The organism is Lentzea sp. NPDC055074 (genome assembly GCF_053608005.1).
Window position 1 is genome coordinate 193,859 of sequence record NZ_JBSGUQ010000010.1, and the last position, 15,525, is coordinate 209,383.

The 15,525-nt window shown below is 69.6% G+C and carries 20 protein-coding genes; 14 read left to right on the forward strand and 6 right to left on the reverse strand.

The window, feature by feature from the left end:
- Positions 1–81 precede the first annotated feature (81 nt).
- The 3 genes from ACWF7A_RS23765 to ACWF7A_RS23775 are packed head-to-tail and all read left to right on the forward strand — an operon-like array spanning position 82 to position 2,542.
- Positions 82–1,374, forward strand: a complete 1,293-nt coding sequence (locus tag ACWF7A_RS23765) for a M16 family metallopeptidase (RefSeq protein WP_452252745.1) — start codon at positions 82–84, stop codon at positions 1,372–1,374.
- Complete coding sequence (dapB, locus tag ACWF7A_RS23770) at positions 1,371–2,108, forward strand: 4-hydroxy-tetrahydrodipicolinate reductase (protein WP_452252655.1); 738 nt, start codon at positions 1,371–1,373, stop codon at positions 2,106–2,108. Before ACWF7A_RS23765 ends, dapB begins: the two co-directional genes overlap by 4 nt.
- A complete protein-coding gene (locus ACWF7A_RS23775) occupies positions 2,105–2,542 on the forward strand; it encodes a tetratricopeptide repeat protein (protein ID WP_452252656.1) in 438 nt (145 codons plus the stop codon). The genes dapB and ACWF7A_RS23775 overlap by 4 nt, the downstream gene beginning before the upstream one ends.
- A gap of 384 nt (positions 2,543–2,926) precedes the next feature.
- Here ACWF7A_RS23775 and ACWF7A_RS23780 read toward each other — a convergent pair whose 3' ends face one another.
- Positions 2,927–4,132 carry a winged helix-turn-helix domain-containing protein gene (locus ACWF7A_RS23780; protein WP_452252746.1) on the reverse strand — a complete coding sequence of 402 codons (1,206 nt, stop codon included), beginning with the start codon at positions 4,130–4,132 and terminating at the stop codon, positions 2,927–2,929.
- 70 nt (positions 4,133–4,202) lie between these two features.
- Here ACWF7A_RS23780 and ACWF7A_RS23785 point away from each other — a divergent pair, with 70 nt between their 5' ends.
- Both ACWF7A_RS23785 and ACWF7A_RS23790 read left to right on the forward strand, forming a co-directional pair.
- Positions 4,203–4,745, forward strand: coding sequence for an N-acetyltransferase family protein (locus tag ACWF7A_RS23785; protein ID WP_452252657.1), 543 nt, complete (start codon positions 4,203–4,205; stop codon positions 4,743–4,745).
- Between the two features lie 21 nt (positions 4,746–4,766).
- The gene (locus ACWF7A_RS23790) at positions 4,767–5,273 is read left to right on the forward strand and encodes a hypothetical protein (protein ID WP_452252658.1); all 507 of its coding nucleotides are present in this window, start codon (positions 4,767–4,769) and stop codon (positions 5,271–5,273) included.
- Positions 5,274–5,443: 170 nt separating this feature from the next.
- Here the strand turns inward: ACWF7A_RS23790 and ACWF7A_RS23795 are convergent, their stop codons facing one another.
- Together ACWF7A_RS23795 and ACWF7A_RS23800 are read right to left on the reverse strand one after the other, a co-directional pair.
- A complete protein-coding gene (locus tag ACWF7A_RS23795) occupies positions 5,444–6,319 on the reverse strand; it encodes an SRPBCC domain-containing protein (protein ID WP_452252659.1) in 876 nt (291 codons plus the stop codon).
- Positions 6,316–6,858: a helix-turn-helix domain-containing protein gene (locus ACWF7A_RS23800; RefSeq protein WP_452252660.1), complete on the reverse strand. Its 543-nt coding sequence runs from the start codon at positions 6,856–6,858 to the stop codon at positions 6,316–6,318. The genes ACWF7A_RS23795 and ACWF7A_RS23800 overlap by 4 nt, the downstream gene beginning before the upstream one ends.
- Before the next feature lie 128 nt (positions 6,859–6,986).
- Between ACWF7A_RS23800 and ACWF7A_RS23805 the strand changes: the two genes are divergently transcribed.
- The 3 genes from ACWF7A_RS23805 to ACWF7A_RS23815 are packed head-to-tail and all read left to right on the forward strand — an operon-like array spanning position 6,987 to position 9,097.
- On the forward strand, positions 6,987–7,970 hold the full coding sequence (locus tag ACWF7A_RS23805; RefSeq protein WP_452252661.1) for an aldo/keto reductase: 984 nt from the start codon (positions 6,987–6,989) through the stop codon (positions 7,968–7,970).
- Positions 7,971–7,975: 5 nt separating this feature from the next.
- The gene (locus tag ACWF7A_RS23810) at positions 7,976–8,584 is read left to right on the forward strand and encodes a TetR family transcriptional regulator (RefSeq protein WP_452252662.1); all 609 of its coding nucleotides are present in this window, start codon (positions 7,976–7,978) and stop codon (positions 8,582–8,584) included.
- Between the two features lie 18 nt (positions 8,585–8,602).
- On the forward strand, positions 8,603–9,097 hold the full coding sequence (locus ACWF7A_RS23815) for a hypothetical protein (RefSeq protein WP_452252663.1): 495 nt from the start codon (positions 8,603–8,605) through the stop codon (positions 9,095–9,097).
- Positions 9,098–9,129: 32 nt separating this feature from the next.
- Here the strand turns inward: ACWF7A_RS23815 and ACWF7A_RS23820 are convergent, their stop codons facing one another.
- Both ACWF7A_RS23820 and ACWF7A_RS23825 read right to left on the reverse strand, forming a co-directional pair.
- Complete coding sequence (locus ACWF7A_RS23820) at positions 9,130–10,044, reverse strand: DUF4097 family beta strand repeat-containing protein (protein WP_452252664.1); 915 nt, start codon at positions 10,042–10,044, stop codon at positions 9,130–9,132.
- A 5-nt stretch (positions 10,045–10,049) separates the two neighbouring features.
- Positions 10,050–10,562: a toxin-antitoxin system HicB family antitoxin gene (locus tag ACWF7A_RS23825; RefSeq protein ID WP_452252665.1), complete on the reverse strand. Its 513-nt coding sequence runs from the start codon at positions 10,560–10,562 to the stop codon at positions 10,050–10,052.
- A 68-nt stretch (positions 10,563–10,630) separates the two neighbouring features.
- On the opposite strand from ACWF7A_RS23825, the gene thyX reads away from it, so the two are divergent.
- The 6 genes from thyX (at position 10,631) to ACWF7A_RS23855 (ending at position 14,851) form a co-directional block, all read left to right on the forward strand.
- Complete coding sequence (gene thyX, locus ACWF7A_RS23830) at positions 10,631–11,335, forward strand: FAD-dependent thymidylate synthase (protein ID WP_452252666.1); 705 nt, start codon at positions 10,631–10,633, stop codon at positions 11,333–11,335.
- Between the two features lie 5 nt (positions 11,336–11,340).
- Positions 11,341–11,742, forward strand: a complete 402-nt coding sequence (locus tag ACWF7A_RS23835; protein ID WP_452252667.1) for an ACT domain-containing protein — start codon at positions 11,341–11,343, stop codon at positions 11,740–11,742.
- Positions 11,743–11,813: 71 nt separating this feature from the next.
- Positions 11,814–13,256 carry a protein kinase domain-containing protein gene (locus ACWF7A_RS23840; RefSeq protein ID WP_452252668.1) on the forward strand — a complete coding sequence of 481 codons (1,443 nt, stop codon included), beginning with the start codon at positions 11,814–11,816 and terminating at the stop codon, positions 13,254–13,256.
- 2 nt (positions 13,257–13,258) lie between these two features.
- The gene (locus ACWF7A_RS23845; protein WP_452252669.1) at positions 13,259–13,672 is read left to right on the forward strand and encodes a hypothetical protein; all 414 of its coding nucleotides are present in this window, start codon (positions 13,259–13,261) and stop codon (positions 13,670–13,672) included.
- 54 nt (positions 13,673–13,726) lie between these two features.
- Positions 13,727–14,362, forward strand: a complete 636-nt coding sequence (locus tag ACWF7A_RS23850; protein ID WP_452252670.1) for a hypothetical protein — start codon at positions 13,727–13,729, stop codon at positions 14,360–14,362.
- Between the two features lie 39 nt (positions 14,363–14,401).
- Positions 14,402–14,851: a hypothetical protein gene (locus ACWF7A_RS23855; protein ID WP_452252671.1), complete on the forward strand. Its 450-nt coding sequence runs from the start codon at positions 14,402–14,404 to the stop codon at positions 14,849–14,851.
- On the opposite strand, the gene ACWF7A_RS23860 is transcribed toward ACWF7A_RS23855, so the two are convergent.
- Complete coding sequence (locus ACWF7A_RS23860; RefSeq protein ID WP_452252672.1) at positions 14,833–15,492, reverse strand: Crp/Fnr family transcriptional regulator; 660 nt, start codon at positions 15,490–15,492, stop codon at positions 14,833–14,835. The two genes, ACWF7A_RS23855 and ACWF7A_RS23860, sit on opposite strands and share 19 nt — an antisense overlap.
- Positions 15,493–15,525: the final 33 nt, after the last annotated feature.

The window sequence follows — 15,525 nt, forward strand, 5'->3', positions numbered from 1 at the left end:
GCGGGTGCATCCACCCGCGGCCGTCCGCGTACCACCACGTTGGGGCACCTCCAGAAGCCCGGCAGCACGCGGGTGCTGGAGATGTCCGCCGGGTCCGAGGTGCGGCGCAGCATGCTGCCCTCGGGCCTGCGGGTCATCACCGAGCGCATCCCGGGCGTGCGGTCCGCCTCGGTCGGGCTGTGGGTGCAGGTCGGGTCCCGTGACGAACGGCCCGAGGTCGCGGGTGCGGCGCACTACCTGGAACACCTGCTGTTCAAGGGCACCTCGCGGCGCACGGCGGCGGCCATCGCGGAGGAGATCGACGCGGTCGGCGGCGAGCTGAACGCGTTCACCGCGAAGGAGCACACCTGCTACTACGCGCATGTCCTGGACGAGGACCTGCCGCTCGCGGTCGACCTCGTCGCGGACGTGGTGTTCGAGGCGATCTGTGGCCCGCGTGACTTCGAGACCGAACGCGGTGTCGTGCTCGAGGAGATCGCGATGCGCGACGACGACCCCGAGGACCTGCTGCACGACGCGTTCACCGAGGCGTTGTTCGGCGGGCACGCGCTGGGGCGTCCCGTCCTGGGGACCGAGAAGTCCATTCAGGACATGCAGCGGGACAACCTGTTCTCGTTCTACAAGAAGCGCTACACGTTGCCGCGCATGGTGTTCGCCGTCGCCGGCAACATCGAGCACGCGCACGTCATGCGGTTGGTGCGCAAGGCCATCGGCGACCGGCTGTCGCGGGAGGGCAGCGCTGTCGTGCCGCGGGCGGGTCGCGCGCGCATCGCCGACGCCCGCAAGCTGGTGCTGCACACCGACGACACCGAGCAGGCGCACCTGATGCTCGGCATGAAGGGCCTCGACCGCCACGACGAGCGCCGGTTCGCGTTGAACGTGCTGAACGCGGCCATCGGCGGCGGCATGAGCTCGCGGCTGTTCCAGGAGGTGCGTGAGCGGCGAGGCCTGGCTTACCAGGTGTACTCGTCGGTCGGCCTCTACGCGGACACCGGCACGTTCGCCGTCTACGCGGGCTGCCAGCCGGACCGCCTCGGCGAGACCGCCGGCGTGATCCGCGAGGTGCTCGTGGACGTCGCGCAGGGCGGCCTGTCGGACGCGGAGGTGGCGCGCGGCAAGGGCCAGCTCCGCGGTGCGCTGGTGCTCGGGCTGGAGGACACCAGCTCGCGGATGTCGCGCATCGGCAAGTCCGAGCTCAACTACGGTGACCACCTGAGCGTGGAAGCGACTTTGGCGCGGATCGACGCCGTTTCCGCCGAAGAGGTGGCGCTGCTCGCACGTGAGCTGCTCCGCCGTCCCGTCGCCGCGGCGGTGGTCGGCCCATACGATCACGCCGACGATCTGCCAGACCAGGTACACGAGGTGATTGCATGATTCGCGTCGGTGTTCTCGGCGCGCGGGGCCGCATGGGTGCCGAGGTGGTCCGCGCGGTCGAGGCCGCGAAGGGCATGGAGGTCGCGGCGGCCATCGACTCCGACGACCCGTTGTCCGCTCTGGTCGAGGCGGGCGTTCAGGTCGTCGTCGACTTCACGCACCCCGACGTGGTGATGCAGAACCTCTCGTTCTGCATCGACGCCGGAATCCACTGCGTGGTGGGCACTTCCGGCTTCGACCAGGCGCGGTTGGACGCGGTGTCCACGTTGCTCGCCGACCGTCCGGACGTCGGTGTGCTCGTCGCGCCGAACTTCGGCATCGGCGCCGTCCTGCTGATGCGCTTCTCGGAGATCGCGGCCCGCTACTACGAGTCGGCCGAGATCGTCGAGCTGCACCACCCGGGCAAGGCCGACGCCCCTTCGGGCACGGCGGCGCACACGGCTCGTCTGATCGCGGCGGCGCGTTCCGGCATGGACCCCATGCCCGACGCGACCACGCAGGACGAGGTGGGCGCGCGCGGCGCTCTCGTCGACGGCGTGCGGGTCCACTCGCTGCGGATCTCCGGGATGATCGCGCACCAGGAGGTCGTGTTCGGTGGTGAGAGCGAGACCCTGACGATCCGGCAGGACTCGTTGCACCGCACGTCCTTCATGCCCGGCGTGGTGCTGGCCGTGCGGGAGATCGTCGGCCGTCCCGGCCTCGCGGTCGGCCTCGACAAGTACCTCGACCTGTGAAGGTCCGCGTCACCGTCGGAGTGCTGATCGCGGCCCTCGCGGTCTACTTCGTCCTGCTGACCGGCCGGGCTGTGGCGTTGCTGCAGACCGGCGAGGTCGTCGGCGTGCTGCTGGGCGTCGGCGTGCTGATCCTGCCGCTGCTCGGGGTCTGGCTCGTGTACTCGAACCTGCGGTTCGGGTGGGAGACCGAGAAGATGGCCCGCGAGCTCGACGCGGACGGGCTGCTGCCCGACGTCTCGCACCTGCCGCGCCGGCCTTCCGGCCGGGTCGACCGGGACGCCGCGGACTCGTGGTTCGAGGAGCGGCGGGCCGAGGTCGAGGCCTCACCCGAGGACTGGCGGGCGTGGTTCCGGCTGGCCTACGCGTACGACATCGCGGGGGACCGAGGGCGGGCGCGGGAGACGATGCGCAAGGCGATCGAGCTGCACGCCTGATCTTGTCGGTGGTGCCGAGTACGGTGAAACGCAGGGGTTCCCGATCAGGGGGTACCCCTGCGTCAGCTCGTCCTCAGCTGGGCTGCTGACGACGAGGTGCGGCTGCGGCAGTTCGTGTCGGGCTCAGCCGAAGACGTAGGGCTGTGTCAGCTCGTGCTCGGCTGAGCCGCTGACGACGAGGTACGGCTGCGTCTGCTCGTGCTCGGCTGAGCCGCTGACGACGACGTAGGGCTGCGTCAGCTCGTGCTCAGCTGAGCCGCTGACGACGACGTAGGGCTGCGTCAGCTCGTGCTCAGCTCAGCCGCTGACGACGATGTACGGCTGCGTCAGCTCGTGTCGGGCTCAGCCGACGACGACGTAGGACTGCGTCCGCTCGTGTCCGGCTCAGCCGTTGATCACGGCCGCGATCAGCTCCGCCGCCAGATCGCCCTTCTGCACCACCAGCACGTCCTCCAGCCCCAGCCAGTCGGCCATGTGCCGCAGCTCCGCCGCGAGCTCCGAGGCGACGCGCCCCCGGTCCACCCCGGGCTCGGCCCACGCCGACTGCACCCGCAGCACCCCGGCCGCCCGGTCCGCCTTGATGTCAACACGGGCCACGAGCGAGCCGTCCAGCAGGAACGGGAACACGTAGTACCCGTGCACCCGCCGGGGCTCGGGAACGTAGATCTCGATGCGGTACCGGAACCCGAAGATGCGCTCGGTCCGCGCCCGCTCCCAGATCAACGGGTCGAACGGGCACAACAGGGCACGCCCGACGACACGGCGCGGGGCGCGCGCCTCCACGTGCCGATAGCCGACGCCCTTCCAGCCCTCGACCGCCACCGGTTCGAGCAGGCCATCCTCGACCAGCGAGGCGACGGCGGCCTGCGAGCGGCGCGGGTCCAGGCGGTAGTAGTCGCGCAGGTCCGGCTCCGTCGCCACGCCCAGGGCCACGGCGGAGCGCAAAACCAGTTCGCGGGCTCCTGAGTCCGGGGTCCACTTCTGGGCCAGGACGTCGGCGGGGATGACGCGCTCGGTCAGGTCGTAGAGGCGTTCGAAGCTCCGGCGGGTGCCCGTGGTCAGTACGCCCACGCCGAAGAGGACCTCGCAGATGCGCTTGACCTCGGACCAGTCCCACCACGGGCCCTTCGCGCGGCCCCGGTCGCCCATGAGAGCCTTCTCCAGCGCGCCGGCGCCGATCGGGCCCAGCTCCTTCACGGCGGCGAGCACGTCCTCCACCAGCTGCGGGGAGCGTTCGAGGATCGTCTGGTAGTTCTGCCACCAGCCGCGCTTCTTCGCGCCCGAGTGGAACAGCGGCCAGTCGCCCACCGGCACCAGGGACGCCTCGTGCGCCCAGGTCTCGACGAGCATGCGGGGCTTGCGGGCGGAGTGCGTCCAGGCCGCCTCGTCCAGCAGTTCGGGTGCGTAGGAGCCCAGACGGGAGAACAGCGGCATGTAGTGCGCGCGCACGGCCACGTTCACCGAGTCGATCTGCAGCAGCTGCACGCGGGACAGGACGCGTTGCAGGTGTCTGCGGGTGGCCGCGGACGGCCTCAGGTCGGTGAAGCCCTGGGCTCCCAGCGCGATTCGACGGGCCACGTCCGCACTCATCCTCTGCACGTCGCCGATGGTGCCACGCACCCCTGACAATCCCGCGACACGACGTCGATAAGCTGCGTTTATGGCCGACGCCGGCGTCCAGACCGCCACCGCTGCTGACCTTTCGGAGATCATCCGCATCCATCGGGAGACGTGGCGGCTCGCCTACGCCGAGCTCCTGCCGCCGGAGGTGCTCGACGCGCTCGACACCGACGACGCGTGGTCGCACGCCGTTGCGGGAGGTGCGGTGCTCAAGGCGACCGAGGGGGAGTGGACCGTCGGGTTCGTCGTGGCGAGCAAGGCGCCCGAGGACGAGGTGGCCAGGGCGGACGGGTCGCTGCCCGAGGACGCGGGCACCACCGCGCTCGTGAGCGTCCTCGTCGAGCCGCGGTGGGGACGCCGCGGGCACGGCACGCGGCTGCTGGCCGAAGCCGGGAAGAGGCTCCAGGAGACGGGCGCGACGCGCGGCATCGCGTGGGTGCCGGAGGCGGACAAGGCGTCCAGGAACTTCTACGAGCGACTGGGCTGGACGGGTGATGGCACGGTGCGCACGTTGGACGCAGGCGGGCGTCCGTTGCGCGAGGTCCGGGTGTCCGGGGCGCTCGAGGTCCGACTCGGCCAGTGAGATGTGTGTAGCCTCGGCCGGGTGCTCGCCTTGGTTGGCCTCACCTTCGGGGTCGCACTCGGCTCAGCCGTGATTCCCTTGATCAGCATCGAGATGTTCGTGCTGGGACTCTGCGCGCGCTGGCCGGACACGTCGTTCTGGATCGTCGGCCTCTCGGTCGCGGTCGGCCAGGTGCTGGGCAAGCTGCTGTACTTCTACGCCGCGCGCGGCGACATCCACCTGCCGAAGTTCCTGCGCCGCAAGCCGAGCGAGAAGCCCTCGAAGCTCGCGCGCTGGTTCGGTCCGGGCACGCGCATGCACCGCTGGGGCGACTGGATCCACGTGAAGTGCAAGGCTCACCCGAACTGGATGGCCGGCACGCACGGCGTGAGCGCGCTGGTCGGGGTGCCGCCGTTCATGGCGACGAGCGTGCTCGCCGGGCTCGCGGGCATGTCCACGGCGATGTTCGTCGCGACGGGCATGGCCGGCCGGTTCGTGAGGTTCAGCTTCCTCGCTGCCTCACCGGCCGTGGTCATGGCCTGGTTCTAGTAGTTGAAGAGGACCGCCGCCGTCACGGAGAAGGCGATCAACACGGCTGCCACGGTGATTCGCGCTGACTCGAGCACGACCCCGAAGATATCGATCAAGTGCCGACGAATGCCAGGCGCAAACGAGTGAGAGCCGGATGATCTGGCTCTCACTCGCTGTTTCACACCCGATCATTCGAGAACGAGAACCCCGTTGGGCAGACCGGGCGCCTCGTAGGAGTGCCACATCGGGCGCCACGACGGCAGCTCCAGCATGCGGCGCATGTCCGCGAACCCGGACAGCCAGCCCATCCACGAGCCGTACGGCGGGTCGGCCGGGTCGAAGCCGCTCTGCACGAACGTCAGCCGCGTCTTGCCCTCGGACCCCTTGAGCTCCCAGGACGACACCATCCCGTCCGCGAACTCGATCGCGAAGTGCTCCTCGTCGAGGGCGATGATCTTCGCCGGGTTCGGCTCGTCCTCGAAGCTCCCCATGGCCCACCGGCCGCCGACGTGCGGCTCGATCGAGCACCGCGCCCCGAAGTACCGCGCGAACACGTCCTCGTCGGTCAGCGCGTGCATGACGGCCGCGGGCGGCGCCGCGATGTCGACCTCGATCCGCTGCTCCGGTGCCACGAAGTCGCAGAGCGCGAAGACCGGCCGGTCCTCGACGTGCTCGACCAGGTTCGCGAGCGCCAGCGACCAGAACGTGTGGATGACGCCCGCGCCGCCCTCGTCCTCGACGGCCGCGCCCCACTCCGGGTACGGGGACTGCGACGCCACGACCAGCGTCTGGCCGTCGCGCTCCTCCACGCCGAGCTCGATCGTGTACTCGGTGCCCTTGAGCAGCCACGAGAAGCGCACGGCGGAGGGCGTCACCTCCAGCAACTTCTGCCTGCCGCGCTCGCCGTCGGGCGTGTAGCGGCCCCAGAACTCGTACACGCCGTGTTCGAGGTCCACGTCGGCGTGTTCGGCCAGCCACACGCGCAGGTCGTCCGCCGTCGTCAGCGCCCGGTAGGCGGCGGCGGGGTCGGCGGAGGTGCGTACTCGGACGATTCCGGTGCTCATCGGTCTTCTCCCTTGGGGTAGCAGGCGAGCGCGATGCGGAACGCATCCCCCTCCGCGCCGCCGTATCTGGTGAAGAGGTCCTGCAACGTCGTCTGCAGCTCGGCCAGGAACTCCTGGCGTTCCTCCGGTCGTACCCGGATCTCTCCGGAGACGCCGACGGACGGCAGTTCGCTCGACCTGTCGAGCGCAGCCACGTCGACCTGGATCTGTTCGGCGAGGTCCACGAGGTGTCCCAATGCCAGTTCGTCACGCGACCCGATCCGGCCGACCAGGCGCGGCGAAAGCCAGTAGGACCGCGCCACGGCCTGATAGAGGCCTTCCTGGACGCCGCGCACCTTGCGCTCGGAGACCTGGGTGGCGAGACCGGCCTTGACCAGCTGTTTGACGTGGTAGTGCACGCGTTGCGGCGTCTGGTCGAGCACCTCGGCGACCTCGGTGCACGAGCGCGGCGCGGCGAGCTGCCGCAGCACCTCCACGCGCTGCGGCTTGAGCAGGGTCTCGGCCTGCTCCATCCGGTCCAGATAGATCACGTCTCTCATCGCAAAAAAGACTTTGAACGTTCAAAACTCTTTTGTCAATCGTGCGGACAACTATGGACTGACAGATATTGAAATCTGTCAGTTGATCGGGCAGGCTGGAGGTCACCGAAGAGACGAAGGGGTTCGAAATGCAGAAGCGTCAGCTCGGAGCCACCGGCCCGGTCGTGTCCGCCCTCGGTCTGGGCTGCATGGGCATGTCCAACGCCTACGGCCCGGCCGACCGGGACGAGAGCATCGCGACCGTGCGCGCCGCCCTCGACGCGGGCGTCACGCTGCTCGACACCGGTGACTTCTACGGCCAGGGTCACAACGAGCTGCTGGTCGCCGAGGCCATCGAGGGCCGTCGCGACGAGGTGCAGCTCAGCGTCAAGTTCGGCGGCATGAGGGACGCCGACGGGGCCTTCATCGGGTTCGACACCCGTCCGGTCGCGGTGGCCAACTTCCTCGCGTACTCGTTGCAGCGACTCGGCACCGACCACGTCGACATCTACCGGCCGGCGCGGCTCGACCCGAGCGTGCCGATCGAGGACACCATCGGCGCCATCGCCGAGCAGATCGACAAGGGCCGCGTCCGGCACATCGGCCTGAGCGAGGTCGGTGCCGAGACGATCCGCCGCGCGCACGCCGTGCACCCCATCGCGGACCTGCAGATCGAGTACGGCCTGCTGGAGCGCGGTGTCGAGCGGGAGATCCTGCAGACCACCCGTGAGCTGGGCATCAGCATCACGGCGTACGGCGTGCTGTCCCGCGGCCTGATCTCCTCGAAGCCGCTCACCCTCGACGCGGGCGACTGGCGGGGTCACGCGCCCCGGTTCCAGGGCGACAACCTGACCCGCAACCAGGACCTCGTCGAGAAGCTCGACGAGATCGCGCGGTCCAAGGGCGTCACGGTCGCGCAGCTCGCGATCGCCTGGGTCGCCGCGCGCGGCGAGGACGTGGTGCCTCTGGTCGGCACGACCAAGCGTGCGAGGCTTGAGGAGGCGATCGGTGCCGTCGGCGTGACGTTCACCGAACGGGAGCTGCAGGAGATCGAGGCCGTTGTTCCCGTCGGAGCCGCTGCGGGCACGCGCTACGCGGCCGAGCAGATGGCGATGCTGGACAGCGAGAGGTGAGTGGCGTGGCGGAGGCGCTGACCGCGGAGGCGATCCTCGTGGCGACCGAAGAGGTGCTGCGCAGGTACGGCCCGGCCAAGGCGACGGTGGTCGACGTCGCCAAGGCGCTCGGGGTCAGCCACGGCAGCGTCTACCGCCACTTCGCGACCAAGGCGGCACTGCGCGAGGCGGTGACCACGCGCTGGCTCGACGCGATCCACCGTGAGATGGAGCCGGCGTTCGGAGAGGGTCTTTCCGCCTCCGAGGTGCTGAGGGAGTGGCTGCAGAGGCTCTTCGACAAGAAGCGGAGCTCGCACACCGACGACCTGGAGCTGTTCACGACGTACAAGACCCTCGTCGGCGAGAGCAGCGGCGTCGTCGAGCAGCACATCCAGCACCTGGTGGGGCAGATCGCACGCATCATCCAGTCGGGAGTGGATACCCACGAGTTCGTGACGGACGACGTCGGCACGACGGCACAGGCGGTGTGGGACGCGACGCAGGTGTTCCACCACCCGGCTCACGCCCAGGAGTGGGGGAATCCTCACATTCAGGACGCGTTCGACGCCGTCGTCTCACTGGTCACCGCCGGACTGCGGTACAACCGAATCCCTAGTGCCACAGGCGATGCTTGAGGGTCACGGAGGTGAACGGTGCCGCCTGACGAGTGGATCGATCTGCTGGGAGCGCCCGAGAGGCGCCCTGACCCGGTTGACTGGGACGCGCTCAAAGCCCGCGTCGGCACAGCGCTGCCCAGCGACTTCGTGCATCTCGCCGAGGCCTACCCACCGCTGATCGTGGGCGGTTACGTCCGCATCCTGCACCCGACGGCACGTGCCGGTTTCATGAACTGGATGTCGACGGCGCCCAAGATGTTGCGAGCGTTGCGCCGGCAGCCGGGCCTGCGCGCACACCCGGACTCTCCCGGTCTGCTGCCGTGGGGCATGACGGTCAACGGCGAGCACTGCCTGTGGTTCACCAAGGGCGAGCCGGACGAGTGGACCGTGCTGATCACGGACATGCGGGAGAAGTGGTCCTACGACGGGAACTTCTCGAGCTTCGTCCGGAGGTTCCTGACCGGCGAGATCCGCTGCCCGATCTTCCCGGACGACGTCCCCGGCGGCTCCAAGCCGTTCCAGGAGCCGTAGGGACGTCGTCCGGGCCTTACCCGACCCCCCGGTCAGTTCGAAGCGGCGGTCACCAGCGCGTTGCCGCTGCCCGTGCGGCCCGTGACCGACAGGGCGGCGTCACCCAGCGGCTCGGACGAGACGTCGAAGTCGCTGCGGGCGGTGCCGGACGTCGACACGAGGTCGATGCGCGCGAGCGTGCCCTGGCGGATGCCGACGCGGATGTGGCCCGAGCCGGTGCCGAGCTGGATCTCGCCCGACGCCGCGTCGGCCACGGTCAGGTCGCCGCTGCCGGTGCGGACCTGGACGTTGCCCTGCACGGCGCCCAGCCACACGTCACCGGTCCCGGTGACGAGCGTGGTCGTGCCGCCGACCGACGACACCTCGACGTCACCACTTCCCGTCTTGGCCTTGAGCGTCGACAGCATCGTGCCCAGGCGCACGGTCCCGGCACCCGAGTTCACCTTGGCCTCGCCGGTCGCGCGGTCCGCGGACACGCTGCCCGTGCCGGTGTTCAGGTCCAGACGACCCGCACCGCCCGTGACGAGGACATCGGCCGCACCTGTCCGCGATGTCACGTGCGACCCCACGGGAGCCGTCACGACGACGGCCAGAGGCACGGCACGCAACGGCAGCGCCTTGGACGACTCGATGCGCAAACGGTTGCCCAGCAGCTCGACGCGTGCGTCGCGCACGGCCTCCTCCGGGCCCGACGGCGGAGCTGTCTTGTCGGGGCCGAGTTGGCCGCTGACCCAGCTCAGCACGCTCGACAGGCCCTCGGTCCACGAGTTGCCGGCGTTCGGGTCGTGCCGCACCTCGACGTGCACGCCCGGCGCGTCGACGAGCTGCACCTGCACGCGGCCGCTGAGCAGCGAGACGTCGATCTCGGCGACGCCCGCGAACTCGAAGCTCTGCTGACGCACGACGCCCGCGGGCTCGGACGCCGGTTCTGAAGTCGGTTCGGTCATCCCGCTCACCCCTGCACCCATCCGCGGACGCGCGAGCCCGAGCCGGCGTTTCCGCTCCACCCCTTGTGCTGATGCTTGTGCTTGCCGTGCACCGCGCCGCCCACGGCCTGCTGGATGAACGAGTTCAGCGACACGCCCTGGGCCGACGCGGCGGCCTCGGCCTTCGACTTGAGCTCGTTGATCATGCGCAGCGTGATGCGGCTGATGTCACCCGTGGCGTCACCGGCGCCGAAGTTCGGCACCTCGTGACGCGGGGCGGGCTCCGGCTCCGGTTCGGCCGATCCCGTGACGACCACCTGGACGTCACGACCGGACAGGCGAACGTCCACGACCTGGCCGTCCAGGGAGGCGGTGACCTCTGCGGCCAGGTCGGACAGTGCATTCATGATCGCCAGTCGCGCGGCTGGCTCGAGCGCTGCGGACAACGCGGCGGCCGTTCGACGGGTGTTCTCGTCCCCCGCAGATGCGGCCGTCGCCAGGTCCTCGCGCAGTGACGCGATGTACGGCGACAGATCCATGACACCACTATGACGTCACACCAGACATCGTGCAACCACCACCTGACGTCAGGGCTAATGTCGGCACCATGCCGAGAGTGCGCTTGGTGGCGAAAACCGAGTTCATCCCGCCGGACGACGTGCCGTGGACGACCGACGCGGACGGCGGCGCGGCGCTCGTCGAGTTCGCCGGACGGGCCTGCTACCAGTCGTGGGACCGCTCGAACCCCATGACGAACACCAACGCGACGTTCCTGCACCACCTGCTCGACGTCGGCCACCTCGCCGCGTTCGAGCACGGCAGCGCCTCGCTCTACCTGACCGAGCTGCCGCGCTCGCTCACCCACGAGCTGATCCGGCACCGGCACTTCTCGTACTCGCAGCTCTCCCAGCGCACCGACCCGACCGACGTCGTGGAGCCGGACCTGATCGCGCGGGACCCGGAGCTGCACGCCCGGTTCGTCGCCGCGACGGAGGCGAGCCTGCAGGCGTACGAGGACCTGGTGCAGAGCCTGGAGCAGACCGTCAACGGGCGGCGCGCGCGGCAGATCGCACGGTCCGTGCTGCCCAACGCCACGGGCACCGAGATCGTCGTGACGGGCAACTACCGCTCGTGGCGGCACTTCATCGCGATGCGCGCCACCGAGCACATCAACGTCGAACTGCGCGAGCTCGCCGTCGCCTGCCTGCGCGAACTGACGAAGGCGGCGCCCAACGCGTTCGCGGACTTCGTGATCTCGACACTCCCGGACGGCACAGAAGTTGCCTCCAGCCCACTGGTGGTTGAAGGCTGAGAGCCATGAAGCGGCTCATCGTGGACGTCCGGCCCGGCGAATACGCGGTCACACGCCTGGCACCGGACGCTCCGGTCCCCAGCGGGCTGCTCGACCTCACCGACGTCCTGGTCTCCGTGACCAGGACCCCGGCCGAGCTGTCGATCATCGCGCCGGCATCGTTCGCAGTGGACGGTGACACGGCGGAGAAGGGCTGGCGCCTGCTGACCGTGCGCGGTCCGCTCGAGTTCACGCTCACCGGCATCATGGCCGCTCTCGCGGGTGAACTGGCCGCGGCCGGCGTCTCGTTGTTCGCGCTGTCCACTTACGACACGGACCACCTGTTGGTGAAGCACAAGGACCTGGGGCGTGCGGTGCTCGCTTTGCGTGCCGCAGGTCACGAACTGGTTGTAGCGCCGGAAGCTTAGGAACCGATCCTCCAGTTGGCGGGTCTCAAGTACCGTCAACGCCCCCGGTTCCGAGGTTGTAGGAGCGCACGTTGCACGGACAGGCAGTCGAACCGCGCGTCATCGCCGGCAGGTACGCCCTGGTGGCGGAGCTCGGCCGCGGCGGCATGGGCATCGTCTGGCGCGCCCAGGACCGTCACATCGGGCGCTTCGTCGCGATCAAGGAGCTCCACCTGCCGGACGGCATCGCGCACGAGGAACGCCGCGTGCTCGAGGAGCGCGCCCTGCGTGAGGCGCGCACCGCCGGCAAGCTCAACGACCCCGCCGTGGTCACGGTGTTCGACGCGATCAACGAGAACGGCACGACCTACATCGTCATGGAGCTGGTCGAGGCGGCCACGCTGTCGACGTTGATCAGCACGCACGGACCGATGCCGCCGAACCAGGTCGTGTCGATCGCGCTGCAGTCGCTGTCGGCGCTCGAGGCCGCGCACCAGGCCGGGATCGTGCACCGCGACGTCAAGCCCGGCAACCTGATGATCCGCCCGGACGGCAAGGTCAAGCTCACCGACTTCGGCATCGCCCAGGGCATGGACGACCCGCGCCTGACGACGAGCGGCAGTCTCATCGGCTCGCCCGCGTACATGTCGCCGGAGCGCATCCACGGCCACGAGGCCGGTCCCGCGTCCGACCTGTGGGCCCTGGGTGCCACGCTCTGCTACGCCGTCGAGGGCTGGAGCCCGTTCGAACGCTCCTCCACGGCCTCGACGCTGCACGCGATCATGAGCGAGACCCCGCGGCTGACCCGTGCGACGGGCGTTCTCGGCGCCGTCATCACCGGTCTGCTGATCGCGGACCCGAACGCCCGGCTGTCCGGCCCGCAGGCCCGCGCGATGCTCGCCAGCATCGGCAACCAGCCGACGCCGCCCACCGGCATCGCCCCGGCGCAGACCCAGCAGTACCAGCAGGCTCCGGCCGCCGATCCCGCCAAGAAGAAGCGCAACCGCGTCATCGCGCTGGTCGGTGCCGTGGTCATCGCCGCGGCGGCGTTCACGGGCGGCATCTTCGCGCACAAGGCGTTCACGACGCCCGGCGCCAGCAGCGGCAGCACCGCGCTGACGTACGGCGAGGGCGCCGAGATCCCGGTCTTCGGCCTCTACGAGAACACCTGCGGCCTCGGTGAGGTCGCGCCGACCAAGCTGCTCAACTCGGAGACCCGCGAGGAGTGCGACAAGCCGCACGACTTCGAGGTGTTCGACGTGATCGACACCCTGCCGATCGCCTCGAACCTGCCCGACACCGCGTATCCGGGCGTCGACGCCCTGAAGAGCCTCGGAGTCGCCCGCTGCGAGATGACGCTGAACTCCGAGTGGATCAAGGACGGGTCGAAGCTCAAGGTCACGACCCTGGTCCCGAGCGAGAGCGCGTGGGCCAAGGACAAGGACGGCAACGCGGAACGCAAGATCTGGTGCCTGGCCGGCGCCAAGGACGGCAGCAAACTCGACGGCACCATCAGCGCGAAGAAGGACAACTGAACGTGAAGCGACGGATCATCTCCGCCCTGCTCGTCCTCGGCAGTGCCGCCGCCCTGACGGCGTGCGCGAGCAACGAGGACAAGTTCGTCAACGAGCTCAAGGCCGCCGGGTTCAGCAACCCCGGTGAGCCCAGCACCGAGAAGGAGAAGAAGTCCCGCAAGATCGGCAAGCGCACGGTCAAGTCCTCGGAGAAGATCATCGAGGTCGTGGTCCGGGTGAAGGGCTGCGACCTGGAGATGTCCAAGGTCTCCGGTCAGTCCGGCTACTGGCTCGACGAACTGCACGTCAACGGGCAGGAACCGGAGTGGCCGGGCTACCCGGAGAACCTGAAGCGCGACCAGGTGGTCAAGCTGCTCTCCGACAACTCGTCCAAGCCGACCGGCTTCACCGCCTGCTACAAGCCGAACGAGGCCTGACCCCGCGGCAACCGGAGCACCCACTCCCGCGTGTAGCTGCCAGGGGTGGTGCAGGTGCTTCGGAACGTCCTCAGCGCGTGGAGAACGGCGCGGATCCGCCACTGCGGCCTGCTGGCGGTGGACGTCGCGTCGTCGGGGCAGTGGGACTCCGAGCAGTTCGTGCGGGCGCGCGCGACGCTCTTCGGGTCGCTGCGGACGGCGTTCGAGGACAGCGGTGTCCTGTGGCGCGCGTGCCGCACCAGCGACCGGGGCGACGGCATGGTGGTCGTCGTCCCGCAGCGGTTCCCGGTCCACCGCCTGGCGTACCCGCTGCTCGACCGGCTGTCCGCGCAGATCAAGCACCACAACAGGTACGCGAGGTCACCGTTGCGCGTGCGGGTGGCGCTGCACGCGGGCACCGTGCACATCGACCGGTACGGCGCGACCGGTTACGCCAAGGTGCTGCTGGCGCGGCTGCTGGAGTCGCCGCCGTTGCGCGGTGCGCTCGCCGAGGCGCCGGACTCGTGCCCGGTGGCGGCCATCGTGTCGAACACCTTCTACGACGACGTCGTGCGCAACGGGTACCCCGGCATCGAGCTGGAGCGGTACGTCCCCGTCGACGTGCACGTGAAGGAGTCGAGTCTGCGCGGATGGCTGCACGTTCCCGGCAATGTGTCATCTGACGCAGAACGGCGGCTGCGTTCGGTGTGACTCTCTGTGGCGTTGTGAACACGCACAGAGGGGGTTCTCATGCGTAAGGCATTCACGGTGCTCGGCGCGCTGGCCATGTTGCTGGCCGTCGTGGCACCGGCCCGGGCCGACGTCGGCGCGGCCGCGTTCTCCTGCTCGGGCAGCAACACCTACACGGGAAGCGCTGGCGGGGTCGGCCAGCTCAAGATCTTCTACAGCAGCGCGAACGGGGGCACGAACACCGCCTGCTACTACCACATCGGTGCGGCTGCCGGAGTGCCCGCGCAGACCTACGTCCTGATCGAGCGGTGTGCCGAGACCAGTGGCGAGGGCGTCAAGTCCTGCACGACCACAGCCCTGGACGAGGACGGCCCAGGGGACTGGTCGAAGCTGGCAGGGCCCGTAGGAGTCGTGAACACGGCCAGGGTCTGCGTGCGGGCCTACGGCTTCATCCTCTGGAACGGCGTGTTCCGCGAGGTCGACAGCGGCCGTCAGGGTTGTCCGAACTGAGTCCGCAGCGCGTCGACGTCCCGCACCAGCAGCCGGCGTCTGCCGGTCGTGATGAGGCCTGAGTCGCGCAACGACCGCAGAGCCCTGGCCACCGCCTCCCTCGAGGTGGCGGCCAGGCCCGCGAGGTCCTGCTGGCTCAGGCGCAACGTGATGAGCGTGCCGTTCTCCTGCGGCACCCCGTAGCTCGTGGCGAGCTCGGCGATCAGCACGGCCAGGCGCTGGGCCGAGGTGCTGTCGCCGAACTCGCTGCGGCGGTTGTTCGCGTACCGCAGCCGGGCGGTGATGATGCGGACGAGGGCCGCGGACACGGCGGGTTCGGCGTCCACCACGCCCAGGAAGGCCTTGGCGGACAACCACAACGCCGTCACCGGGTCGATCGCGACCACTGAGGCGGACCGCCGCGCGCCGTCCATCACGGCCATCTCGCCCAGCACGTCACCAGGCCCGCGCACCGCCAGCACCGCGTCGTAGCCGCCGGGGGTCACCGCGACGACCTTCACGTGCCCGCTCGTCACCACCAGCGCCCAGCCGCCGGGGTCGCCCTCGCACATGATCACCGTGCCGGCCGGGTAGTGCCTCGGTTGCCCGGCGGCCTGGAACCGCGCCCGCTGGGCCTCGGTCAGCGTCTCCCACAGGTTCACGAACGTCCCCGAGCACGCGTAGTAGGTTCGTGT

Excerpts from the sequence above, each read along its gene's own strand:
- ACWF7A_RS23825 (WP_452252665.1), bottom strand. The coding sequence starts at position 10,562 with ATGGATCTGTCGCCGTACATCGCGTCACTGCGCGAGGACCTGGCGACG.
- ACWF7A_RS23800 (WP_452252660.1), bottom strand. The coding sequence starts at position 6,858 with ATGAGAGACGTGATCTATCTGGACCGGATGGAGCAGGCCGAGACCCTG.
- ACWF7A_RS23785 (WP_452252657.1), top strand. The coding sequence starts at position 4,203 with ATGGCCGACGCCGGCGTCCAGACCGCCACCGCTGCTGACCTTTCGGAG.
- ACWF7A_RS23855 (WP_452252671.1), top strand. The coding sequence starts at position 14,402 with ATGCGTAAGGCATTCACGGTGCTCGGCGCGCTGGCCATGTTGCTGGCC.
- ACWF7A_RS23820 (WP_452252664.1), bottom strand. The coding sequence starts at position 10,044 with ATGACCGAACCGACTTCAGAACCGGCGTCCGAGCCCGCGGGCGTCGTG.
- thyX (WP_452252666.1), top strand. The coding sequence starts at position 10,631 with ATGCCGAGAGTGCGCTTGGTGGCGAAAACCGAGTTCATCCCGCCGGAC.
- ACWF7A_RS23795 (WP_452252659.1), bottom strand. The coding sequence starts at position 6,319 with ATGAGCACCGGAATCGTCCGAGTACGCACCTCCGCCGACCCCGCCGCC.
- ACWF7A_RS23835 (WP_452252667.1), top strand. The coding sequence starts at position 11,341 with ATGAAGCGGCTCATCGTGGACGTCCGGCCCGGCGAATACGCGGTCACA.
- ACWF7A_RS23765 (WP_452252745.1), top strand. The coding sequence starts at position 82 with ATGTCCGCCGGGTCCGAGGTGCGGCGCAGCATGCTGCCCTCGGGCCTG.
- ACWF7A_RS23805 (WP_452252661.1), top strand. The coding sequence starts at position 6,987 with ATGCAGAAGCGTCAGCTCGGAGCCACCGGCCCGGTCGTGTCCGCCCTC.
- ACWF7A_RS23780 (WP_452252746.1), bottom strand. The coding sequence starts at position 4,132 with ATGAGTGCGGACGTGGCCCGTCGAATCGCGCTGGGAGCCCAGGGCTTC.
- dapB (WP_452252655.1), top strand. The coding sequence starts at position 1,371 with ATGATTCGCGTCGGTGTTCTCGGCGCGCGGGGCCGCATGGGTGCCGAG.